The sequence below is a fragment of the Flavobacterium sp. 9R genome, from assembly GCF_902506345.1.
Classification (GTDB): Bacteria; Bacteroidota; Bacteroidia; order Flavobacteriales; family Flavobacteriaceae; genus Flavobacterium.
Window position 1 is genome coordinate 2148301 of record NZ_LR733413.1, and the last position, 22766, is coordinate 2171066.

The 22766-nt window shown below is 36.7% G+C and carries 20 protein-coding genes and 2 riboswitches; of the genes, 2 read left to right on the plus strand and 18 right to left on the minus strand.

Going from position 1 to position 22766, the window contains the following annotated elements; translation table 11 throughout:
• Window positions 1-6: 6 nt before the first annotated feature.
• From FLAVO9AF_RS09695 to FLAVO9AF_RS09735, 9 genes are all read right to left on the minus strand, one after another.
• Window positions 7-660: a hypothetical protein gene (locus FLAVO9AF_RS09695; protein WP_159687660.1), complete on the minus strand. Its 654-nt coding sequence runs from the start codon at window positions 658-660 to the stop codon at window positions 7-9.
• Window positions 661-676: 16 nt separating this feature from the next.
• A complete protein-coding gene (locus FLAVO9AF_RS09700) occupies window positions 677-1678 on the minus strand; it encodes a homocysteine S-methyltransferase family protein (protein ID WP_078212673.1) in 1002 nt (333 codons plus the stop codon).
• 240 nt (window positions 1679-1918) lie between these two features.
• A riboswitch (SAM riboswitch) is annotated at window positions 1919-2026 on the minus strand.
• Window positions 2027-2206: 180 nt separating this feature from the next.
• Window positions 2207-3262 carry an NAD(P)/FAD-dependent oxidoreductase gene (locus FLAVO9AF_RS09705; RefSeq protein WP_024981950.1) on the minus strand — a complete coding sequence of 352 codons (1056 nt, stop codon included), beginning with the start codon at window positions 3260-3262 and terminating at the stop codon, window positions 2207-2209.
• 142 nt (window positions 3263-3404) lie between these two features.
• A complete protein-coding gene (locus FLAVO9AF_RS09710) occupies window positions 3405-3986 on the minus strand; it encodes a bifunctional precorrin-2 dehydrogenase/sirohydrochlorin ferrochelatase (protein WP_159687662.1) in 582 nt (193 codons plus the stop codon).
• An 11-nt stretch (window positions 3987-3997) separates the two neighbouring features.
• Window positions 3998-4825: a uroporphyrinogen-III C-methyltransferase gene (gene cobA / locus FLAVO9AF_RS09715; RefSeq protein WP_159687665.1), complete on the minus strand. Its 828-nt coding sequence runs from the start codon at window positions 4823-4825 to the stop codon at window positions 3998-4000.
• An 11-nt stretch (window positions 4826-4836) separates the two neighbouring features.
• Complete coding sequence (locus tag FLAVO9AF_RS09720; RefSeq protein WP_159687668.1) at window positions 4837-6927, minus strand: HEPN domain-containing protein; 2091 nt, start codon at window positions 6925-6927, stop codon at window positions 4837-4839.
• Between the two features lie 96 nt (window positions 6928-7023).
• Window positions 7024-8268, minus strand: a complete 1245-nt coding sequence (locus tag FLAVO9AF_RS09725; protein ID WP_159687671.1) for a sulfate adenylyltransferase subunit 1 — start codon at window positions 8266-8268, stop codon at window positions 7024-7026.
• Between the two features lie 111 nt (window positions 8269-8379).
• The gene (cysD, locus tag FLAVO9AF_RS09730; RefSeq protein ID WP_159687674.1) at window positions 8380-9279 is read right to left on the minus strand and encodes a sulfate adenylyltransferase subunit CysD; all 900 of its coding nucleotides are present in this window, start codon (window positions 9277-9279) and stop codon (window positions 8380-8382) included.
• 64 nt (window positions 9280-9343) lie between these two features.
• Window positions 9344-10045, minus strand: coding sequence for a phosphoadenylyl-sulfate reductase (locus tag FLAVO9AF_RS09735; RefSeq protein ID WP_159687680.1), 702 nt, complete (start codon window positions 10043-10045; stop codon window positions 9344-9346).
• Window positions 10046-10418: 373 nt separating this feature from the next.
• On the opposite strand from FLAVO9AF_RS09735, the gene FLAVO9AF_RS09740 reads away from it, so the two are divergent.
• A complete protein-coding gene (locus FLAVO9AF_RS09740; protein WP_159687685.1) occupies window positions 10419-11201 on the plus strand; it encodes a sulfite exporter TauE/SafE family protein in 783 nt (260 codons plus the stop codon).
• 119 nt (window positions 11202-11320) lie between these two features.
• Here FLAVO9AF_RS09740 and FLAVO9AF_RS09745 read toward each other — a convergent pair whose 3' ends face one another.
• The 7 genes from FLAVO9AF_RS09745 to FLAVO9AF_RS09775 form a co-directional block, all read right to left on the minus strand.
• Window positions 11321-11731 carry an Rrf2 family transcriptional regulator gene (locus tag FLAVO9AF_RS09745; RefSeq protein WP_159687688.1) on the minus strand — a complete coding sequence of 137 codons (411 nt, stop codon included), beginning with the start codon at window positions 11729-11731 and terminating at the stop codon, window positions 11321-11323.
• 153 nt (window positions 11732-11884) lie between these two features.
• Window positions 11885-13057: a PLP-dependent aspartate aminotransferase family protein gene (locus tag FLAVO9AF_RS09750; protein WP_159687691.1), complete on the minus strand. Its 1173-nt coding sequence runs from the start codon at window positions 13055-13057 to the stop codon at window positions 11885-11887.
• Window positions 13058-13181: 124 nt separating this feature from the next.
• On the minus strand, window positions 13182-13607 hold the full coding sequence (locus FLAVO9AF_RS09755) for an OsmC family protein (protein WP_159687694.1): 426 nt from the start codon (window positions 13605-13607) through the stop codon (window positions 13182-13184).
• A gap of 80 nt (window positions 13608-13687) precedes the next feature.
• On the minus strand, window positions 13688-16099 hold the full coding sequence (gene thrA, locus FLAVO9AF_RS09760; RefSeq protein WP_159687697.1) for a bifunctional aspartate kinase/homoserine dehydrogenase I: 2412 nt from the start codon (window positions 16097-16099) through the stop codon (window positions 13688-13690).
• 227 nt (window positions 16100-16326) lie between these two features.
• Window positions 16327-17292, minus strand: coding sequence for an alpha/beta fold hydrolase (locus tag FLAVO9AF_RS09765; protein ID WP_159687700.1), 966 nt, complete (start codon window positions 17290-17292; stop codon window positions 16327-16329).
• A gap of 77 nt (window positions 17293-17369) precedes the next feature.
• Window positions 17370-17474: riboswitch (SAM riboswitch) on the minus strand.
• Window positions 17475-17783: 309 nt separating this feature from the next.
• Window positions 17784-17993: a hypothetical protein gene (locus FLAVO9AF_RS09770; RefSeq protein WP_159687703.1), complete on the minus strand. Its 210-nt coding sequence runs from the start codon at window positions 17991-17993 to the stop codon at window positions 17784-17786.
• Between the two features lie 30 nt (window positions 17994-18023).
• Window positions 18024-19304: an O-acetylhomoserine aminocarboxypropyltransferase/cysteine synthase family protein gene (locus FLAVO9AF_RS09775; protein WP_159687706.1), complete on the minus strand. Its 1281-nt coding sequence runs from the start codon at window positions 19302-19304 to the stop codon at window positions 18024-18026.
• A 732-nt stretch (window positions 19305-20036) separates the two neighbouring features.
• Here FLAVO9AF_RS09775 and metK point away from each other — a divergent pair.
• The gene (gene metK, locus FLAVO9AF_RS09780; protein WP_159687709.1) at window positions 20037-21287 is read left to right on the plus strand and encodes a methionine adenosyltransferase; all 1251 of its coding nucleotides are present in this window, start codon (window positions 20037-20039) and stop codon (window positions 21285-21287) included.
• A 65-nt stretch (window positions 21288-21352) separates the two neighbouring features.
• Here the strand turns inward: metK and FLAVO9AF_RS09785 are convergent, their stop codons facing one another.
• Window positions 21353-21754, minus strand: a complete 402-nt coding sequence (locus tag FLAVO9AF_RS09785; protein ID WP_159687742.1) for a DUF1573 domain-containing protein — start codon at window positions 21752-21754, stop codon at window positions 21353-21355.
• Complete coding sequence (locus tag FLAVO9AF_RS09790; protein ID WP_159687760.1) at window positions 21744-22700, minus strand: carboxypeptidase-like regulatory domain-containing protein; 957 nt, start codon at window positions 22698-22700, stop codon at window positions 21744-21746. Before FLAVO9AF_RS09790 ends, FLAVO9AF_RS09785 begins: the two co-directional genes overlap by 11 nt.
• Window positions 22701-22766: the final 66 nt, after the last annotated feature.

Genomic DNA, 22766 nt, shown 5'->3' on the forward strand with positions numbered 1-22766 from the left:
AAAAGACTAAATAGAAATCAAACCTTGCAAATCAATTGGCCTTTCTACTTTTTCTATTTTCACAATATTTTCATTTGATAAATCAGTATAATAACCCAAATAAACTGGAAAATAATAGTCCCTATAAAAAAAATCATATATACTATCAATCCATTCATCATCAGTTTTAACAACTGGTATTAATACTTCAATAATATAATGCAATCCTGAATCAACCAAAATTTGCCTAAATGGTTTACGATGCTTTTTCTTTAAATAATCAGCTAATGGTAAAAGCGATTCCGCTCCAAATAACAAATAATGATAATGTTCAAATAAATCATCTTTTGATAACCCAAAATTTATTTCCCCTTTTGTATAAAATTTATTCTCACATAAATCATCTGTTATAAACCATTCTTTTATATCCTCTTCAATTTCTTTAGATTTATTTACTATAAATCTATGAATAGCTTTTTTTTCTAACAATTCTTTTGAAGCCACTTTAAGACCCTCTTTTTCAACACATTGCAACTCCTCATTACTCAAATTAGTCGCGTGAAAGGCAACTATATACTCAAAATTTTTCCTAAATGCTATTCGAAAATCTTCTATATCTTGAAAACTAGATACAAATTTCTCACAATCTTGATTTTCAATTACAAATTTTCCTTCATTCATTTGCTAGCGTAATTCTTTACATCACCGCAGTAGAAACCCTAGGCTTGTATTCCTTGGCGATATCGGCAATTAATTTGATGTGTTCTGGGGTGGTGCCGCAGCAGCCTCCTATGATGTTGATTAAATTATCTTCTAAATAAGAACGGATTTGCGCTTGCATTTCCTCAGGTGTTTCGTCGTATTCTCCAAAGGCATTCGGCAAACCTGCATTAGGATGCGCCGAAATATTGAAAGAAGTGTTATGCGACAAAGTTTGCAAATACGGCTTGAGTAAATCGGCTCCCAAAGCGCAATTGAACCCTACACTCAACAAAGGAATGTGCGAAACCGAAATCAAGAAAGCCTCAACCGTTTGTCCAGAAAGGGTTCTTCCTGAAGCATCGGTGATAGTTCCTGAAACCATTATAGGCACATCGATGTTTCGTTCTTCTTTGACTTCTTCGATGGCAAAAAGTGCGGCTTTGGCATTCAGCGTATCGAAAATAGTTTCTACCAAAAGAATGTCAGAACCTCCATCCAACAAGGCTTCGACTTGTTGTTTGTAAGCGATACGTAAATCATCAAAAGTTACGGCACGGTATCCTGGGTCATTCACATCGGGTGACATACTTGCGGTTCTGTTTGTGGGTCCAATAGAACCCGCTACAAAACGCGGTTGGTCTGGATTTTTGGCGGTGAATTCATCGGCTACTTCTCGGGCTAGTTTAGCGGATTCGTAGTTGAGTTCGTATACTAAATCCTCCAAATGATAATCGGCCATTCCGATGGTGGTTCCTGAGAAGGTGTTGGTTTCTACAATATCGGCTCCTGCCTCAAAATAGGCGGCGTGCACGGCTTTGATGGCCTGTGGTTGCGTGAGGGACAATAAATCATTGTTCCCTTTTAACGGATGCGGAAAATCTTTGAATCGTTCGCCACGAAAATCTTCTTCGGAGAAATTGTAGCGTTGCAACATCGTTCCCATCGCTCCGTCGAGCACGAGAATTCTTTTTTTAATTTCTTCTTGTATTGTTGACATACTTTATTTTAAACCGCTTAGTCGCAAGGGCGCAAAGCTTTATTATTATTTCCAAATATTCACTATTTGAGGCTCTTTAGCCCCGATAGCAGTGTAAATCCTTGTGTGCCGGGGTTCGGCATACAAGATTGTAACGGATAGCGGGAACGTTGATACCAAAAAAGCGGCAATGATGCGCTCATTCAATTATTTAAAAATGTATCGGGAAAGGGGTTTGAAAAAATACGAGACTGTATTTTGTTGTTATCTATCCGCGCTATGCTTGGTAGAATGTAGCACCTTCTTTAAAAAAGTAAAGGGTTGCTAAGGTTTCATCGGGTCTTTTCCCTCCGCCTTTCGTGATAACTTTCAATAAAAATAGGAACGGTGCAAAGTAACGACATAAGGCTAACAATTGCAAGTGTTTTTTTAGAAGTTTAAAAGTTTAAAAAAAGGCTTAAATTGTTTAAAGTTGTTTAAGATTGTCGCCGAATCGACGCAACACTTAAACTTTTAAACAATTTAAACCTTTAAACGGAAAAAACGAAACTATACAATAGCTTTCACTACTGCTTTTGGCGCTTCTTTACGAGTACCGTCGAATCCATCAACACCTGAAACGGTGGTGTATTTCATCACATATTTTTTACCTGGATTGATAATTTGGTAAGCCGCTTGACACATTAACGTGGCTTCGTGGAATCCGCAAAGAATCAATTTTAATTTGCCTGGATAGGTGTTTACGTCACCAATGGCGAAAATCCCAGGAATGTTGGTTTGATAATCTAAAGCATTGTTTACTTTGATGGCGTTTTTTTCGATTTCTAATCCCCAATCGCCTATAGGTCCTAATTTTGGAGTCAATCCGAAAAGTGGAATAAAATAATCGGTAGCAATGGTTTGCTTAGCGCCTTTATCGTCTTCTACCACTACAGATTCGATATGCTCGGCACCATTTAAGCCCACTACTTCTCCTGGAGTTATCAATCTGATTTTTCCAGCAGATTTTAATTCTTGTACTTTCTCTACAGAATCTAATGCGCCACGGAATTCGTTACGACGGTGAATCAAAGTTACCTCTGATGCTACATTCGACAAGAAAATACTCCAGTCTAAAGCAGAATCTCCTCCTCCAGCAATCACCACTCTCTTGTCACGGAATTTTTCTGGATTCTTGATAAAGTACTTGATGCCTTTGTCTTCGTAAAACTCGATGTCTTCGATTAAAGGTTTTCTTGGTTCAAAACTTCCTAATCCTCCTGCAATAGCAATAACTGGAGCGTGGAATTTTTTTCCTTTGTTAGAGGTTACAATAAAGCTACCATCTTCTTGTTTTTCAATGGTTTCTGCACGTTCTCCAAGGGTGAATCCTGGCTCGAATTGCTTGATTTGTTCCATTAAATTATCCACCAAATCTCCAGCTAATACTTCTGGAAATCCTGGAATATCATAAATAGGTTTTTTAGGATACAATTCTGATAATTGTCCGCCTGGCTGTGGCAAGGCATCCAAAATATGACATTTTAATTTTAATAATCCTGCTTCGAAAACGGCGAAAAGCCCTGTTGGTCCTGCTCCTATTATTAATATATCTGTTTTAACCATTTTTTTTTATTTATACTTATTACTTCTTTTTTTTCTAAAACTGCTCAAATAAACGATTAATTCGTTTGAGGATTTGTGATAATTATCACTTGGGTATTTTTTTATTGTGATGAAGTACAGGTCTCGACCTGTCCCTACAGTATTATTTATTATTTTTTAACGCCTCGGTGATTTCGTTCATACGTTGTACTTTTTCTTCAAAATTTCCTTTCAACGTTTTGCGATATTCATTCAAATTTTCGACCATTTTATTCACATCTTCTGGAATGACCTCTTCAAAAAATTCACGCAATCGCTTGGCGGTTGTCGGTGATTTTCCGTTCGTTGAAATTGCGATTTTCACATTGCCTTTGGTCACAATTCCGCCTAAATAATAATCGCATAAATTGGGTGTATCGGCAATATTACAAAGCAAATAACGCTTTCTGGACAAATCATACACGCGCTTGTTTACCTTCAAATCATCTGTACAAGCTATTACTAAATTACGCTTGCGAAGCATCCAACGATTGAATTTCTTTGGTGTCAATTTTACTGAAGGATGTTTTTCGGCCAAAGCTTCCAACTCGGGAAGAAATCGCGGTGCGACCACTTCAACATTCGCATTTGGACTTGATTTCAACATAAAAGATAACTTTTCTAAACCCACATTTCCGCCACCTACAATCAATACATTTAATTGATGTAGTTTTAAAAACACGGGATATAATTCGTTTCTTTCCATTGTTTATTTTTTTAAGTCAGGTCTCGACTTGACGCTACGATAAATTCTTCGTAAAACCCTTTTAATTTATTGCTTTCTTTTACCACTTCGCCAATTACAATGATGGCTGGATTGCTCAAATTATGCGCTGCTACAACAGCTTCTATCGTATCAATAGTTCCTACTCCAATTCTTTCTTCTGGAGTCGTTCCGTTTTGAATGATGGCAATCGGCGTTTCACCTTTGCTTTCCTCTTGAAATAGCGCCACGATTTGAGCCAATTTACTCATTCCCATTAAAATAACCACCGTTGCCGTTGATTTCGCTGCTAACTGAACATCATTTGATAATTTTCTTGCCGATGTTGTACCAGTAATTACCCAAAAACTTTCAGATACACCACGTTTTGTCAACGAAATCCCCTGATAAGCAGGAACAGCAATTGATGATGAAATACCTGGAACGACAAAGGTAGGAATTCCAAAGCTTTCAGCGTGCTCAATTTCTTCACTTCCACGTCCAAAAATAAAGGGGTCACCTCCTTTTAATCGAACAACGTGACCGTAAGTCAAGGCATTATCAACGATTAACTGATTGATTTGCTCTTGCGAATAGGCGTGACTTCCTTTGCGTTTGCCTACAAATATCTTGATTGAAGATTTTGGCGCAAACTCCATTAACTCTTCGTTAGCCAAAGCATCATACAAAACGACATCGGCTTCAGCCAAAGCTTTTACCCCTTTTATAGTCAAAAGGTCTGGGTCACCTGGGCCTGCACCTACTAAAGTAACTTTAGGACCACTCCTACTCAATCCAATAGAACGAGAGGAGGAACTATTTCCTGTTATTTTATAGCTCATCTGATTCTTCTTTAATTTTTAGACAAATCCTCTGCTCTGTATGTTTCAATCGTTTCAAAAAACGCAATTGCTGTCGCAATGTATTCTTTGGCAAAAGTTTCAGATGGTTCGTTTTCTTTTATTTGATAGACCAATTCTTTAAAAGAAGTGGCTAATTGAATTTTATTCGTTTCCACAAAAACAGTATCAAACAAATCGATGATTCCTGCGTGATGATTTGTTTTTTGGTTTTCGGCCAATAACAAAGCTTTGGCTCCATTTACAAATCCAGCATAAGCCAAGTAAATCGCATCCGACCATTTTTTATCCTCGAAAGCTTCTTGTGCAAACGTCAATTTATCTTTGGCTTCGTATAATAAAGTCGCTACTAAATCAATCACAACACCAGCACATTCACCCACACCTACTGCTTTCACATAATTATCGGCGTTGCCCCAATCTACAAAATCAGCTTCGGTTAAATTGGTTACATCGGCCAAAGGTTTCAAAAATTCATAGAAATATTTCTCTCCTTTAGCATCATAATAATTCAAAAAGGACTGTCCGTTGGCATTGGCTTCAAAATCATTCAAAATCAATCGCAAGGCTTCTGGACCACGACGACTCGGGATTTTGATTACTTTATCAGAAAAACGTCCTTCGCCATTTCCTAAATTCCCTCCACCTAATAATACTTGTAAAGCTGGCGCTACTAATTTACCTGCATTGATAGACATTCCTTGAAAACCAATTTCAGCCATATTATGTTGGCCACAAGCGTTCATACAACCACTAATCTTAATTGTGATTTCGTTTGAATTGGCATAGTGTGGATATTCTGTCGCTAAAACTCTTTCTAATTCTACTGCAATTCCAGTACTACTCGCAATTCCTAAATTACAAGTATCTGTTCCAGGACAAGCGGTAATATCTGCAGTGCTATTATATCCTAAGGCAACAAAATCCAATTTGGCTAATTCTTGATAAAAGAAAGGCAGCGCTTCTTCTTTTATATGACGAATTAAAATATCTTGACGCAACGTAAAACGCAATTCGTTGGTTGCATAATTTTTGATTAAATCGGCCAATTGTCGGGCTTTATCAATATAAAAATCGCCAAGAGCGACTTTGATTCCGATAGCTACATAACCCGCTTGTTTTTGTGGAATAACATTGGCTTTTTTCCAAGCTTCGAAGGCAGCGACATCATCAATCACAACTTGTGGAGCATCCAATATTGGCGTTGGAATGGCTTTTTCAAAAGGAGCTGTATCAATTTCAACTACTTGATGCGAAAGGGCTTTTTTCTCTTCATCGACCAAACGCAAAAATTCCTCTTTCCCAATTTCTTTAACCAAAAACTTCATTCGCGCTTTCAATCGTTTGGCTCTTTCGCCGTGACGGTCAAAAATTCTCAATATTCCTTCTGTAGTTGGAATGATTTGATTGGCTGGTATGAATTCAGACAATAATTCGGCGTGACTAGGTTGTGACCCTAAACCACCTCCAAACAACACTTTAAATCCTTTTTGACCATTAACAATCTTTGGAATAAATCCTAAATCGTGCAAATAGCTCAAAGCAGTATCTTTATCAGAAGAAGAAAAAGACATTTTGAATTTACGTCCCATTTCTTGACACACTGGATTTCTCAAGAAAAATTCGAATAGTGCGTGTGCATATGGAGACACATCGAAAGGTTCGTCTGGGTCGATACCCGCAGTTTCGCTAGCGGTAATATTTCTAACCGTATTCCCACAAGCTTCTCTTAAGGTAACATCATCTTTCTCTAGCTCGGCCCAAAGTTGTGGCGTTCTGTCTAAACTCACATAGTGAATTTGGATATCCTGACGTGTAGTAATGTGCAAACGTCCCGTAGAATATTCTTCAGAAACTTTACAGATACGGTGCAATTGCTCACTCGTGACTTTACCAAAAGGCAATTTGATACGAATCATTTGCACGCCTTCTTGACGCTGACCGTATACCCCTCTTGCTAAACGAAGAGAACGAAAACGTTCGTCATCGATTTTTCCATCGCGGAATAAAGCAATTTTTCTTTCTAAATCGATAATATCCTTTTGGACAATCGGATTCTCTATTTCGGTTCTAAAACTTTCCATTTTTATTTTGGCTGTTAGCTATTGGCTTTTAGCTTTTAGCTGATTTGTATATCTGTTTCTATTGTTTGCCAAAGGCTATAAGCCAATAGCTAACAACTATTTTATAAATCCAACGCCTGCAGTGGTGTTGGTTGCAGCATCTATTAAGATAAAAGCTCCATTTGATTTGTTATCGTTGTAAGCATCAAAATAAATGGCTTTGCTCAATTTTATAGTTACTTCACCAATTTCGTTTATAGCTAATTGATTAGCTGGTGTCACTCCAGAATAATCGGTTGCGATTACGTTTTTCACACTGTCAATTTTGGCCAGGACTCTGTTCGTGTTGTGTTGTACAAAATACTTTGCTCCTGCCACTAATTTTTTACTATCCATCCAACAAACGGTTGTTGTGATGTCTTTTTCAATTCTAGGAAGCTCGCTTGATTTTACAATCATATCGCCTCTTGTTACGTTGATGTCATTTTCCAATTCGATTGTGATGGAAGAACCAACGCTCGCCTCATCAAATTGTTTGTCGAAAAAGTGAATATTCGTAATTGTAGATTCTGTCAAAGAAGGCAGTACCGTTACCGCATCGCCAACCTTAATATTGTTTCCGTATAATTTTCCAGCGTATCCTCTAAAATCGTGGTACTCTTCCGTTTTTGGACGAATTACGGTTTGTACTGGGAAACGCGCTTGTCCATTATCGTAAATGTCTTTGGGCTCTAAATTTTCCAAATGTTGCAAAATAGTCTGTCCTGTATACCAAGGCATTTTTCCCAAAGTTTCTACTACATTATCTCCTGTCAAAGCACTCAATGGAATGTAACTTACGTTTTGTTCTTTATAGGCACTTTTTGCATTTAAGGCTTGGAAATCAGCTTTGATTTTATTGAAAACTTCTTCCGAATAATCCACCAAATCCATTTTGTTAATGGCTACAATCACGTCTTTTACTCTCAACAAATTATTGATAAAAAAGTGACGGTACGTTTGCTCAATTACTCCTTTTCGAGCATCAATCAAAATAATCGATACTTGCGAAGTCGAAGCACCAGTTACCATATTACGAGTATATTCTACGTGACCGGGTGTATCGGCAATGATGTAACTTTTTTTCGCAGTAGAAAAATAAATATGTGCTACATCTATTGTAATTCCTTGCTCTCTCTCGGCCACCAAACCATCTGTCGCTAAGGAAAAATCTAGGTAATCGTATCCTTTTTGCTTGCTGCTTTTTTCTATTGCTTCAATTTTATCGGTAGTCAAGGATTGCGTATCGTATAATAATCTTCCGATTAACGTACTTTTTCCGTCGTCTACACTTCCTGCTGTTGCTATTTTTAAAACTTCCATAATCCCCACCCCAGCCCTCCCCGAAGGGGAGGGAGCCTGGTTTTGTTTTTAATTAATAATTTATTTTATATTTTATCCCCATTCATATTCCCCCTTCGGGGGTTAGGGGGATTAAAAGTACCCTTGTTGTTTTCTTTTTTCCATTGCAGCTTCTGAACGTTTGTCATCGATTCTGGCACCTCTTTCAGAAATGGTGGAAGAACGAATTTCTCCAACTACTTCAGCAATAGTGGCGGCATACGACTCTACTGCAGCAGTACAACTCATATCACCAACGGTTCTGAAGCGAACAATTCGTTCTTCGATTTGTTCGTCTTCTTCTTGGTACACATAAGGAGAGTGTGACCAAATTAAACCGTCTCTCAAAAAAACTTTTCTTTTGTGTGAAAAATAAATCGACGGAATCTCGATTTGTTCTTGTTCGATATAACTCCAAACATCCAATTCGGTCCAGTTTGAAATTGGAAAAACACGTACGTTTTGACCATTTTCAATTTTACCATTCAACAAATCAAACAATTCAGGACGTTGGTTTTTTTCATCCCATTGACCAAAATCATCACGAACCGAGAAAATACGCTCTTTGGCTCTGGCTTTTTCCTCGTCTCTACGAGCCCCACCGATACAAGCATCGAATTTAAATTCTTCGATTGCATCCAAAAGTGTGGTGGTTTGCAACGTATTTCTACTAGAATACTTTCCTGTTTCTTCCACTACTTTACCTTCATCAATAGCATCTTGTACATTGCGAACGATTAATTCTAATCCTAATTCTGCCACCAATTTATCTCTAAACTCGATAGTTTCTGGGAAATTATGTCCCGTATCTACGTGCAACAACGGAAAAGGAATTTTTGCTGGAAAAAAGGCTTTTTGTGCCAAACGCACTAGTGTAATCGAATCTTTTCCTCCTGAAAAAAGCAAAACAGGTCGGTCAAATTGAGCAATTACTTCTCTGAATATGTAAATAGCTTCGCTTTCTAAAGCATTTGTTTTTAATACTGAACTCATTTTTTGTTTATTTGGTAATTTGTTTAACTGTTTAATCGATTAAACAGTTAAACGATTAAACTTTTTATTTTTGGTGCAACCCACATTCTTTGTGACTAGATTCCCAAGACCATCTTCCGGCTCTGATGTCTTCTCCTTCGACTATGGCTCGTGTACAAGGTGCACAACCGATGCTCACGAAGCCTTTTTTGTGCAATGCGTTTTGTGGCACATTGTTGGTATCAATATATTCTTGAACTTCTTTTAGACTCCACTTCAACAAAGGATTGAATTTGATGATGTCAAAATGGGCATCGTATTCAAAAAAGGCTAAGTCACTTCTATTCTCTGACTGCTCTGCTCTCAAACCTGTAATCCAAATTTGATTCCCTGATAATGCCTTTTTCAACGGCACCACTTTTCGGATAAAACAGCATTCTTTTCTATTTTCTACCGATTCATAAAAACTGTTAGGTCCTTTGGTATTCAACAAGTTTTCTACTTGACTCGTTTCTGGATAGAAAGTCTGAATAGTCACTTTGTATTTCTTTAGGGTCTTATGAAAAACATCATAAGTTTCTTGAAACAATCTTCCAGTATCAAGGGTAAATATTTTTATCGGCAATTCATTGGTTGCGATTAAAGCTGTTATTACCTGGTCTTCTTGCCCAAAAGAAGTTGAGAAAACTACTTTTTCTGGAAATTCATTAGCCAAAAAAGCCAAAGTTTCCTCTATGGAAAGCTTTTCGGTTTTTTGTATTAACTCTTCTACTAGTAAAGCACTCATATTTTTTAATTTAAAAATCTATTACCCTATCGGCTTTGTAGATTACTTTGCAAAAGTACTATTATTTTCTAAAACACAAAATTTATTTTAAAAAAAATAAGGCTGAGTTTTTTATCAAAAAACCCAGTCAATTAAGCAATTAAAAGATTTAAGAGTAATAAAAAGAATAAAAAAGTGAATTGAAAAAATATACTTCTGTTATAGCCCCGGGAGTAGCGGCATCCTTTGTTGCCGGGGTTCGGCAACAAAGATATAGCGAATCACGGGAGGAGACGTGATGAAAAAGAACAATTCGTGCTCCTAAAAAATTTAATTCTACTTAATCCATAGGATTATTATAAAATTGTTTTACATTTGCAAAAAAAAAGTTTCAATGGATTTTCATATAGGATTTGTAATTGCAGGTTTAGTCGTAGGTTTTGTGGTGGGAATGACCGGTGTTGGCGGTGGGTCATTGATGACTCCTATTTTGTTATGGTTTGGTATTCCTCCTACTACAGCGGTTGGTACCGATTTACTGTATGCTGCTTTTACCAAAATGGGCGGGATTTTTGTCCATAACAAAAAGAAAAACATCAACTGGACCATTGTGGGTTGGCTTTCGCTAGGAAGTGTACCTGCCGCTGCTGTAACCTTGTGGATTTTGGAAAGCTTTAAGGCAGATATTACGGGATTGAATACTATAATTAAATACAGTTTAGGCTGGGCTTTATTGTTTACCTCAATTGCAATTGTTTTCAAACAAAAATTATTAGTGTTTTCACAAAAGCACGCGGGAGATAAATTTCACAGTGAAAGCAAAACTCAAAATTTACTGACGGTTGCTATTGGAGTGATGCTAGGCGCAACAGTAACATTGACTTCTATCGGAGCTGGAGCTTTAGGTACTGTTACTTTATTTTTCTTGTACCCTCTTTTACCTACACCCAAATTAGTTGGAACGGAAATTGCGCACGCCGTGCCATTAACACTTGTGGCTGGCTTTGGGCACGCATCGATGGGTAATATGGATTGGCCATTACTAGGTCAATTACTTATGGGCTCACTTCCTGGTATCTACATCGGGAGTATGCTCAGTGGAAAAGTTCCTGACTTGTTACTTAGAAACTCCATTGCTGTAATGTTGTTTTTTGTGGGATATAAATTAATTTTTTAATTCTCTCATACCACTAAATAAATTTCTAGAACCGAAACGGTAACTGAAAGCATACGAAAGAACCGCAAATTCGCAAATTTTAAAACCTAGTTAAAATTTGTGAATTTGTGTTTAATTTTTTAAAAAGCAATGTCTGCCAAGGTATTGTTCTCCAGAATCATTAAGGTATTGTCACGCACTTCCATCATCAGTTTACGAACGGCGCAAGTGGCCTCGTCGTTGCAATCATCACAAGGTTCATAAAAATTATGACTAGCACAAGGCAATAAGGCAATTGGTCCTTCGAGTATGCGATAGACCTTGGCCATATTGATGTCTTTGGGTTCTTTGATTAAATAGTATCCGCCACCTTTTCCTTTTTTGGCACCCAGAAAACCAGAATGACGCAAAAGCAATAAAATGCTTTCCAAAAACTTTAAAGAAATATGTTCTGCTTTGGCAATTTCGGCAATTTGCACAGGTGTATTGTCCTTTTGACGTGCCAAAAAAGTAAGAGCTTTAATTCCGTATTTCGTTTTTTTTGAAAGCATAATGATTTTGGGTTGACGTATAACGATTGTATCTTTTACCTACAACAATCTTTACCTTATTATGGTAACAAAAATATACTTTTTAACAATATAAACACAAAACCCACGGCTGAAACCGTGGGTCATTGTATATGAATCAATAATTAAAACTTTTTATGACAACGCCTGATTTAAATCGGCAATCACATCTTCTACGGTTTCTAATCCTACAGAAACACGTACCAAACCATCAGTGATGCTGACCGCCAAACGCTCTTCTACTGATAATTTACTATGCGTGGTTGAGGCTGGATGGGTTACAATAGTTCTAGTATCTCCCAAATTAGGCGATAACGAACACAATTTTATTTTATCCAAAAACGCTCTTCCTGCTTCTAGTCCGCCTTTGATTTCGAAGGCCACGATGTTTCCTCCTAATTTCATTTGCTTTTTGGCAATTTCGTATTGTGGATGCGATTTCAAGAAAGGATATTTCACTTTATTGACTTGCGGATGATTTTCTAAAAACTCGGCTACTTTCAATGCGTTTTCACAATGTCTGTCTACACGAACCGCCAAAGTTTCTAAACTTTTAGACAATACCCAAGCATTAAATGGCGACAAAGAAGGTCCCGTCAAACGAGAAAAAAGATAAATATCTTTAATCAAATCCGAACTTCCAACGGTAATCCCTCCTAACACTCTTCCTTGTCCATCGATTAATTTGGTAGCCGAATGAATCACCAAATCCGCTCCCCATTTGATAGGTTGTTGGATATAAGGCGTAGCAAAACAGTTATCGATAATCAAAATCAAATTGTGTTTTTTGGCAATGGCACCCAATACTTCCAAATCAATGATATCAATGGCTGGATTCGTTGGAGATTCCGCATAAAGAATCTTAGTGTTGGGCTGAATAAAGCTTTCTATAGTTTCCGGTTGATTGATATCAAAATAGGTCGTTTGAATATTCCACTTTGGAAAATAATTCATAAACAAAGAATGCGAAGCACCAAAAACACTACTCGACGAAACAATATGGTCGCCCGACTTCAGTAAAGCTGCAAACGTAGAATAGATGGCAGCCATTCCTGATGCAAAAGCAAATCCAGCCTCAGCGCCTTCCATTTTGCAAATTTTATCAATAAACTCAATGGTGTTTGGGTTGCTGTAGCGACTGTAAACATTGCGTTCTTTTTCTTCTGCGAATGAAGCTCTCATATCTTCGGCATCCTCAAACACAAAACTTGACGTTAAGTATAAAGGCACCGAATGTTCTAAATATTGTGTTCGTTCTATCTGACCGCGAATGGCTTGGGTTTCAAAACCAAAATCTTGTTCGTTCATTTATTTTTTTGTTTTTAACACGAATTGCACGAATTTGCACAAATTCTTATTGTTTTAAATTTTAAAAACAAACTGACAAATCTGTGTAAATCTGTGCAATCTGTGTTTTTTTTGCTTGAATAATTTATAATTCCTCTCCATTCAATACCACTTTGTAGTGAATGGTTGCGGTTGGTTCTAAGGTTTTGGAAACAGAACAATATTTCTCAAAAGAAAGTTGTGCTGCACGAGCCGCTTTTTCGGGGATAATATCACCTTCCAAATAAAACACTACGTGAATGTCTTTGAAGGGTTTGGCTTCGCCCACTTGTACGCGTTCTCCTTCTACCTCAGCTTTGAAAGAGGTGATTTCTTGACGTTGTTTTTTCAAAATCGAAATCATATCAATGCCGCTACAACCTGCCACACCCATCAATACTAATTCCATTGGGCTTGGTCCCATATCGTTTCCACCAAATTCAGGACGCGCATCTACATTTACTAGATGACCTCTGTCATTTTTTAACTCGAAATGGAAATTTTCGTTTACTCTGTTTAATGTTACTTTCATTACTGCTTTTTTTTTAACGCTGATGACGCGGATTTATTTAAAAAAACTGATTACTAAAAACTGACTACTGATGACTGATTTTACCCTTTATCCGACAACCTCAAAACATCTCCAAAAACACCTCTCGCCGTTACTGCTGAACCTGCTCCTGCTCCTTGAATTACAATAGGTCTATCACCATACGATTCGGTGTAAATTTCGAAGAAAGAATCCGAGCCTTTCAAACCTCCCAAAGCGGTATCCGAAGGTACGGAAACTAATTTTACTTCTAGATTACCTTTGTCGTTTTGCAAATCGCCAGACAATTCTCCAATATAGCGCAACACGTGGTTGGGTTGCTGTTCCACTTTTATTTTGGCATAAATAGGGTCGAACTCTTTTAGTTTATTCAAGAAGGTCGATACATCGCCTTCACGCAAATGCTCTGGAATTAAATTTTGAATGGCAATCTCATCAAATTCGTTTTGCAAATCCAATTCTCTCGCCAAAATCAACAATTTTCTACCTACGTCGTTACCACATAAATCTTCTCTTGGATCTGGTTCGGTGTAACCGTTATCGATGGCTTCTTTCAAAATTTCGCTAAACGGAACATCTTTGGCCGAGAAATTATTGAACAAATAACTTAATGTACCTGAAAATACTCCTTTGATTTTAGTGATGTTTTCGCCCGACAAATGCAATAATTTGATGGTATCAATCAAAGGCAAACCTGCACCCACATTGGTTTCGTACAAATAACTTTTTTGATTCTCATCCAAAACCTTTCTCAATTTTTTATAAAAACTATAGCTCAACGTATTGGCCACTTTATTAGAAGAAATCAAGTCGAAACTGCTTTCAATTAATGGAATATAATTTTCAACAAAAGTTGCACTAGCGGTATTATCGATAGCAATTAAGTTTTCTAAATGATGCTCCTTCGCGTAGGCGATAATCTCATCTATAGAATAAGAATGCCCGTTAGTTTGAATTTCATTTCTCCAATTCGGCGATACTCCATTTTTGTTCAACAACACATTTTTAGAATTGGCAATCGCAAAAACATTCAATCGGATGTCCTTGCGTTTTTCAATGGCATCTGCAGATTCCAAAATTTGGTTAATCAAGGTTCCACCTACTAATCCGTGACCGAAAATCGCGATATTAATTTTCTTCGAAACGCCAAAAATTTCTCCGTGGATTACGTTCAACGCACGGTTCAATTCAGATTTATGCACCACCAAACTCACGTTTTTCCCTGTCACGGTGTTGTTGAACAAAATCGGAACAATCTTGTTTTTGATTAAAGCCGTGTAGGGTTTGTGAAACGTACTCAAATCCTGCCCGATAATTGAGATTACAGAAACTTCATCAGTAACCGAGATTTTATTTACGTCTTTGGAATAAAAGTCATTTTCGAATTCTTTTTCCAATTCTATCATCGCTTTACTCGCTTTGTCTGCGGCAACTACCAAACCAATACCTCTTTCAGAAGACCCTTGCGAAATAATACTTACACTAATATCATTATCGCCCATCACTCTAAAAATACGCGCATCAACACCCGTTTTCCCAAGCAAACCACGGCCTTCTAAATTCACCAATGCCACATTCTCCAATACCGAAAGGGTTTTAATACCTTCTTTACCAGCATTCGAAGTAATCAAAGTCCCTTTGTTTTCGTGATTGAACGTATTTAAAATCCGTAGCGGAATATTTTTTTCCAAAAGTGGAATAATAGTTTTAGCGTGCAAAATAGTAGCGCCAAAATTGGCTAGCTCATTGGCTTCGTTAAACGATAAAAAGTCAATTTTTTTAGCATCTTCTACTAATTCTGGATTGGCGGTATAAATTCCATCCACGTGCGTAAAATTCTGCAATTCGGATGCGTTCAAATAATTAGCAAAAAGCGATGCCGTGTAGTTACTTCCGTTTCTACCCAAAGTCGTTGCCTCATTTTTGTTATTTGAACCAATAAAACCTGTGATTATATTGACTTTATCGCTGTGTTGTTTAAAAAACTGAACCACATTTTTCTTAGAAACTTGCTCAATAGGTTGGGCATCACCAAATTTTCCATCGGTTTTTATCAATTCTCTAGCGTCAGCAAAATTGGCATTGACTCCTTTTTGCTTCAAAATAGCCGTAATCAATTTAGCCGATAACAATTCGCCTTGCGACAAGACTTGGTCTTTTATTTTTTCGCTATAATCGCCAATCAAACTTACTCCTTCGAACAATTTTTCGAGGACAGTAAATTCCTCCGACAAATCTACCGTTTGGAAATCCGCTTGTTGGTAGGCTTTAAATTTCTCGAACAAAGGTTTGTAGTTTTCATTCTTAGACGCAATCGCTAACAAATCTTCCAACTCATCCGTTGCATTCCCTCTTGCCGAAACAACCACAGCAAATTCTTCTCCCTTCAACACTTTGTCTGAAAGTATCGCCAAAACTTTATTCAATCCATCGCCATTCGCTAATGATTTTCCACCGAATTTTAATATCTTCATTTTATTCTATTTTACGAGTCATTCAACTCCTTTTATTTACTTCATTTTTATATTTCCCCTCATTTTAATTTGGGCGTGACCCTGTTAAAAAAAGGGGCTTATTTATAGCACCGTTTACAAAGCCCCTTTCTTTAACAGGGTCGGGCTATACGCGCTACTTTGGTAGCCAGCTGCTATCCCTCACGCAAAATTCCACAAGAACTTTTAGTGGAATCTCATTTTTTCAACTAATCAAAAACCGTTGCAAGCAAACGATTCAACTGTTGAAATTCTATTAAAAAAGCATCGTGTCCGTGAATCGATTCAATTTCTTGATACGATGTTTGAAGCTGTAATTGTTGTAATTCTAGATTTGTTTTTCGGTTTTCCGTTGGGGTAAAAAACAAATCGGTATTGATTCCAATGATGTGAATGTTTGCCGTTATGGGCGCTACCACACTTTCAAAAGAACCTCTTCCACGAGTGACATCAATGGTTTTCAACAACTGATTCATCAATTTATAAGAAGCCAATTGAAACCGTTGTTGCAATTTCTCTCCGTGATGCGCCAACCAACTTTCGATATTAAAAACACCCAATTCGCTATTAATCGTTCGGTTGAATTTAGCTTCAAACGATGCTGGAGTACGGTAACACAACATAGCGTGTATTCGGGCATCTTCAATCGGGCGAGAGGAATGATTCAGAATTTGCTCTTGCAAATAGCAATTGGCCATCAACCAATCGGTCGATTTCCAATCCGTCGCAATCGGAATTAAATGCTGAGCGAGTTGTGGCGACAAAGCGGCCATTTCCCAAGCAATTCCTCCACCAACAGAGCCTCCAATAATGGCATAAACACTATTAATCTCGAGTTGTTCCAAACCTAAATTAAAAAGCTGCGCCACATCACGAGCAGTAAAATCCAAATAGGATTCAATTACACTTCCATCAAAACCATTGCCTGGCACATTAAAGGCGAGAACGGTATATTTTTGAGTGTCGATAGTTTTTGCAGAACCAATTAAATCGTTCCACCAGCCTGTTGCGCCAATCACTTGTGAGTTTCCTGTCAAGGCGTGATTTACAACCACAATAGGAGCCGTGTGCAAAGCAGGTCCAAAAACTTGATAACTTAAGTTTAGCGTAGCATAAAAAGCACCACTTTCGGTGGCAAAATTAGTAAGGGTAAGTATGTTGGGTTTATTTTCCAATCTCAAATCTTTGATGTTGTTGATTTGTATTTGGAATATTAGAAAGAAAAACTAGTGGAGACTAGAGGTATTTTGTTGCGTTATCTTTTTCGCTAGGCGAATAGAATGTAGCACCTTCTTCGATTTCCGAAGGGTTGCTAAGGCTTCATTGGGTCTAATCCCTCCGCCTTTCTTTATAACATTTCAATACGTTTGTGAACTTAAAGCTGCAAAGTAACTATTTATTTTTTTAACACGCAAATTTTTAAAACAACAACCAAGTTACAAATCAATTGTGAACTTGGTTATTGTTAGCTTATTGAATGGTATATTCTTTAACCCAGATTCCGCATTAGAAATCTACTACAACTAAATTCTCCTTCAAAACCAAGAACTTACTCCCATTTTTAAATTCAAAATACAAAAGTATTCCTTCTTCAAAAATAGTCCGTGAGCTCTTGCTTTTATTGAATAATTCAGTTTCGCAACGAAGTCTAATGCGGATTCTGGGTTTAAATGAAAAGCGTATCGTTTTCGTTAGAATACATATGAAACAACATTGATTTTTTAGTAGTTTCATTCGTAGCTTCAGAAGATTTATCCATAATGAAACGTGGATGAATCAACTCGTGTACGGTTTGGTCTACTTTTTCTATTTTGTTTTTGATGTTTTTTCTACTAAAGAAAGAAACTATTGTGCGGAAGGTTATATTTGTTATCATGATGATTGTTTTTTATATGTTTATCTTATTTTAATCTGAAAAGCTATCAAATACAGCTTTTAAATCGGCTTTTAAATCTTCTATATCTTCTAATCCGACCGAGAGTCGAATCAAATCTTTGGTAACTCCTGTTGTTACTTGGTCTTCATCGGACAATTGTTGATGTGTAGTACTCGCTGGATGAATGATTAACGACTTCGTATCTCCAATGTTGGCCAAGAGTGAAAAAAGCTTCGTTTCATCGGCTACTTTTTTCGCTGCTTCGAATCCTCCTTTGAGTCCGAAAGTTACGATACCGCTCTGACCCTTAGGTAAATAGCGCGTTACCAAATCGTAATATTTACTCGAGGATAGCCCAGGATAATTGACCCAAGCAACGGCATCTTGTTGCTCTAACCATTGGGCCAAGGCCAAGGCATTTTCGCTGTGCTTCTGGACTCGGATTGGCAAGGTTTCTAAGCCTTGAATGATTTGAAAAGCATTGAACGGACTCAGTGCTGCTCCGTAATCTCGTAATCCTTCGATACGAACTTTGGCGATAAAAGCAGCATTCCCTAACGCTTCGTGATACACTAAACCGTGATACCCAGCAGAAGGTTCTGTAAACTCAGGAAATTTTCCGCTGCTCCAATCAAAAGTTCCTGCATCAATGATTACACCTCCCAACGAAGTTCCATTTCCAGAAATGTATTTCGTTAAAGAGTGAATTACAATATTCGCGCCAAATTCAATCGGATTGAGCAAATAGGGAGAAGGAACGGTGTTATCTACAATGAAAGGAATTTTAAGCGATTGAGCCTCAGCCGAAATAGCTTTTAGATCCAAAACATCTAATTTTGGATTCCCTAACGACTCGGCAAAAAAGACTTTCGTATTTTCTGTAGCGGCTTTAGTAAAATTCACCGCTTCCGATGGGTCAACAAAAGTCGTAGTAATTCCAAGTCTTGGTAAAGTCACACTCAAAAGATTATACGTCCCTCCATACAAACTGTTGGAAGCTACGATATGATCACCCGATTTTAATAGCACCAATAAAGTAGTCGCAATAGCAGCAGTACCCGATGCGGTAACTACAGCTCCAATACCTCCTTCAAGCGCTGCTAAACGTTGCTCTAAAATATCATTTGTTGGGTTATTCAATCGAGTGTAAATAAACCCTGCTTCTGATAAACTGAATAAATTAGAAGCGTGTTCAGAATTATTAAAAACATAAGAACTGGTTTGAAAAATAGGAACCGCACGTGTTCCAGCCGTCTTAGTAGTATCGTGTCCTGTATGTAGTGCCTTGGTGGCGAATTTAGTAGTACTCATTTTTTAATTTTTTTTAATTGTATTTTTAATCGTTTTGGTAACAAAAAACCCTTTTAGAAATAGTTCCAAAAGGGTTTAAAAAAGTTATTTATAAACTTACTTTCAGAATCAGCACATCTCAATCATACACATACCCATAACCATTGCCTTGGCATTCTTAATAGACTTGACATTTAGAGATTTGGACTGATGTTGATTGATTTGCTTCATAAGATTCAAATTTTAATTATTGTTTTCTTTTATTGTAAATAAAAAAGCCTCTCGTTTTTGGCGGGAGGCTTTTGCTATATTTTGAATGAGTTTAAATACATGCAATAGGCAACCCGCAGGAATTATCCTGAATGGCTTTCATCATCTTACAAGAGACTAAATTCATTTTTTATTGTTTTGTTTTCACAAATGTGCAAACTTAAATTCTAAAAACCAAACAATTAGTAAGGTTTTAAGAAATGTTTAGGCTGAAAATAACAAAATCGTGTAGATAAGAGGGTTAACCTAACATAAATCCAAAAAAAAGTTAAGATTAATTTGAAATTAAAAATGGTTTCATACCTTTGCGCCCGAATACAGAGGAAAAATTTGAACTGATTGCAACCTCTTCATAATGAAATATTTCATTGTGAATATCGAAAACAAACTTCGATATAAAAAATGCTAAAGCAGGAACACTTCCCTTTAGTTTTTTACAGCAATTACAATTTCCTCGCTTAATTTTAAAATACATTTTTTATTATGGCTTATTTATTTACGTCAGAGTCTGTAAGTGAAGGACATCCAGACAAAGTTGCTGATCAAATTTCAGACGCATTAATTGATAACTTTTTAGCTTTTGATGCAGACTCCAAAGTAGCATGTGAAACTTTAGTAACTACTGGCCAAGTAATTTTGGCTGGTGAAGTAAAATCAAATACGTACTTAGATGTACAACAAATTGCTCGTGATGTAATCAAAAAAATTGGGTACACCAAAAGCGAATACATGTTTGAAGCCAATTCTTGTGGTATCCTTTCTGCTATTCACGAACAATCAGCTGACATTAATCAAGGGGTTGACAGAGCGAGTAAAGAAGAGCAAGGAGCAGGTGACCAAGGAATGATGTTTGGTTACGCTACTAACGAAACCGAAAACTACATGCCATTGGCGCTTGATTTATCGCACAAATTGTTACAAGAATTAGCGATTTTGAGACGTGAAAACAACGAAATCACGTATTTGCGTCCTGATGCTAAATCCCAAGTAACTTTAGAATACAGCGATGATAACAAACCAACTCGTATCGATGCGATTGTTATCTCTACACAACATGACGATTTTGATGAAGAAGCTGCTATGTTAGCTAAAATCAAAAAAGATATTGTTGACATTTTGATTCCTAGAATTATCGCTAAAAACCCAGAGCACGCTCATTTGTTCAATGATAAAATCCAATACCACATCAACCCAACAGGAAAATTCGTTATTGGAGGACCTCACGGAGACACTGGTTTAACTGGAAGAAAAATCATTGTAGACACTTACGGTGGAAAAGGCGCTCACGGTGGTGGTGCATTCTCAGGAAAAGACCCAAGTAAAGTAGACCGTAGTGCAGCTTATGCTACTCGTCATATTGCTAAAAACTTAGTAGCTGCTGGTGTAGCTGACGAAATTTTAGTACAAGTTTCTTATGCAATTGGTGTAGCTAAACCAATGGGTATTTTCATCGAAACTTACGGAACTTCAAAAGTGAATTTGACTAACGGTGAAATCGCTAAAAAAGTAGAAGAAATTTTCGATATGCGTCCTTACTTCATCGAACAACGATTGAAATTAAGAAACCCTATTTATAGCGAAACAGCGGCTTACGGACACATGGGACGTACTCCTGAAACCGTAACCAAAACTTTTTCTGCTCCAGGTGGTTTAACTAAAACTGTGGAAGTGGAATTATTTACTTGGGAAAAATTAGATTTTGTAGACCAAGTAAAAACTGCTTTTGGATTATAAGATCAAAGCATTTACATAAATCAAAAGCCTTCTTGTTGTAGTAAACAAGAAGGCTTTTTAGTTTGTCATTTTATGGTTCCTTTTAGCTCTAACTTTATTATTCCAGAGGTGGAATTACTAATTACTTCGATTACTCTCAGTACCCTTCCTTTAGTCTCAGGCACAAACTGTACAACAATTGATTTTGTTTCACCACCAAGTATGGGTTTGTTTAGAATGGTTCCTTCAAAAGAAACATCATCATTAGAATCCACCTCGGTAACCACAAACAAATTTTTTGAAACATTGTTAATATGATAAACCTGCATAATTGTATCACCTACCTTAGCGGTTCCAAAATCAATCATTTTCTTATCAATAGTTGTTTTTGCGTATTTATTGAATTTTGTTTCTATTTTTATGTTTAAAAGAATAAAAACAACAAATAAAGACAATCCTATTATTACATATAATTTCTTATTTTTCATTCATATCTAATTTTACCTCAACATTTACTTTTAAATTTAAATCTGAGTCTTTTGGACCATATTTGACCGGACAAATCATCCAATCTATTTGTTTACTAATACAACGTTCCCAAGTTTGAATAGCTGAATCATTTTTGGATCTAGCCAATCCCAAATAAGGCGCTGGCATAGTTTTCTCATCATTGAAATTTTTTAATTTTAATTTTGAGCTAATATCTTTAGGACCTAAATCATAAGGAATGCCGTATGTATTTATTATTTCTACTCCAACACATAATCCTTCTTCAGGAAAAGATATGCCAATATGATTTACATCCACCTTGAGCTCATAATTCTTATTTTCAGGAAAAACAATTATATCATCCGTATTAATTTTGGTTCCAGGCTTTTTAAGAACTGAATTATATTCATAAAAGTTAATTTTAAAATGATTCATAAAGACATTCTTTTTAGTTCTCTTTCCTATACTCAAGATTACGGCTTTAACATATTGTTCTTCGTGAAAAGGTGTTTTTACAAGTGTACAAACTTCATAACCTGAACGCACAAGATACAAAAGTGAAGTTCCCTTTTTTATTCCAACTTTTTTGACAGTATAATTTCCTTTGGAGTTAACATCAACAACAACTTCCTTTAATTCTTCTACATGAGGAATTAGTCTTAAATTAATCTCATAGACTTTGTCCTCAATAAAATTATTCAAATCAACTAAAACACTTTGATAACCAACACAAGAGACTAAAAGTTTATCATTCGTGTCTTTAATGCTTATTAAAAATCTACCTAAACTATCCGATGAAAAAGATTGTTTACCACTAAGCATCGTAAAGTTCACCTTCTCAATAGGTAGATTACTATTATTATCAAGTACAACTCCCGCTAAACTCTGTGCTAATAAACAATTACTAGATAAAAGAAAAATAATCATTATAAAAGTCAGTCTCATATTTTATTATTAAAAGAGATAAGCCAAAAAGGCTTATCTCAAGGTTCCAGAATTTAAAACATTGTC

Coding starts and splice junctions, on each gene's coding strand:
- FLAVO9AF_RS09695 (WP_159687660.1), bottom strand. CDS start 660: ATGAATGAAGGAAAATTTGTAATTGAAAATCAAGATTGTGAGAAATTT.
- FLAVO9AF_RS09700 (WP_078212673.1), bottom strand. CDS start 1,678: ATGTCAACAATACAAGAAGAAATTAAAAAAAGAATTCTCGTGCTCGAC.
- FLAVO9AF_RS09705 (WP_024981950.1), bottom strand. CDS start 3,262: ATGGTTAAAACAGATATATTAATAATAGGAGCAGGACCAACAGGGCTT.
- FLAVO9AF_RS09710 (WP_159687662.1), bottom strand. CDS start 3,986: ATGGAAAGAAACGAATTATATCCCGTGTTTTTAAAACTACATCAATTA.
- cobA (WP_159687665.1), bottom strand. CDS start 4,825: ATGAGCTATAAAATAACAGGAAATAGTTCCTCCTCTCGTTCTATTGGA.
- FLAVO9AF_RS09720 (WP_159687668.1), bottom strand. CDS start 6,927: ATGGAAAGTTTTAGAACCGAAATAGAGAATCCGATTGTCCAAAAGGAT.
- FLAVO9AF_RS09725 (WP_159687671.1), bottom strand. CDS start 8,268: ATGGAAGTTTTAAAAATAGCAACAGCAGGAAGTGTAGACGACGGAAAA.
- cysD (WP_159687674.1), bottom strand. CDS start 9,279: ATGAGTTCAGTATTAAAAACAAATGCTTTAGAAAGCGAAGCTATTTAC.
- FLAVO9AF_RS09735 (WP_159687680.1), bottom strand. CDS start 10,045: ATGAGTGCTTTACTAGTAGAAGAGTTAATACAAAAAACCGAAAAGCTT.
- FLAVO9AF_RS09740 (WP_159687685.1), top strand. CDS start 10,419: ATGGATTTTCATATAGGATTTGTAATTGCAGGTTTAGTCGTAGGTTTT.
- FLAVO9AF_RS09745 (WP_159687688.1), bottom strand. CDS start 11,731: ATGCTTTCAAAAAAAACGAAATACGGAATTAAAGCTCTTACTTTTTTG.
- FLAVO9AF_RS09750 (WP_159687691.1), bottom strand. CDS start 13,057: ATGAACGAACAAGATTTTGGTTTTGAAACCCAAGCCATTCGCGGTCAG.
- FLAVO9AF_RS09755 (WP_159687694.1), bottom strand. CDS start 13,607: ATGAAAGTAACATTAAACAGAGTAAACGAAAATTTCCATTTCGAGTTA.
- thrA (WP_159687697.1), bottom strand. CDS start 16,099: ATGAAGATATTAAAATTCGGTGGAAAATCATTAGCGAATGGCGATGGA.
- FLAVO9AF_RS09770 (WP_159687703.1), bottom strand. CDS start 17,993: ATGATAACAAATATAACCTTCCGCACAATAGTTTCTTTCTTTAGTAGA.
- FLAVO9AF_RS09775 (WP_159687706.1), bottom strand. CDS start 19,304: ATGAGTACTACTAAATTCGCCACCAAGGCACTACATACAGGACACGAT.
- metK (WP_159687709.1), top strand. CDS start 20,037: ATGGCTTATTTATTTACGTCAGAGTCTGTAAGTGAAGGACATCCAGAC.
- FLAVO9AF_RS09785 (WP_159687742.1), bottom strand. CDS start 21,754: ATGAAAAATAAGAAATTATATGTAATAATAGGATTGTCTTTATTTGTT.
- FLAVO9AF_RS09790 (WP_159687760.1), bottom strand. CDS start 22,700: ATGAGACTGACTTTTATAATGATTATTTTTCTTTTATCTAGTAATTGT.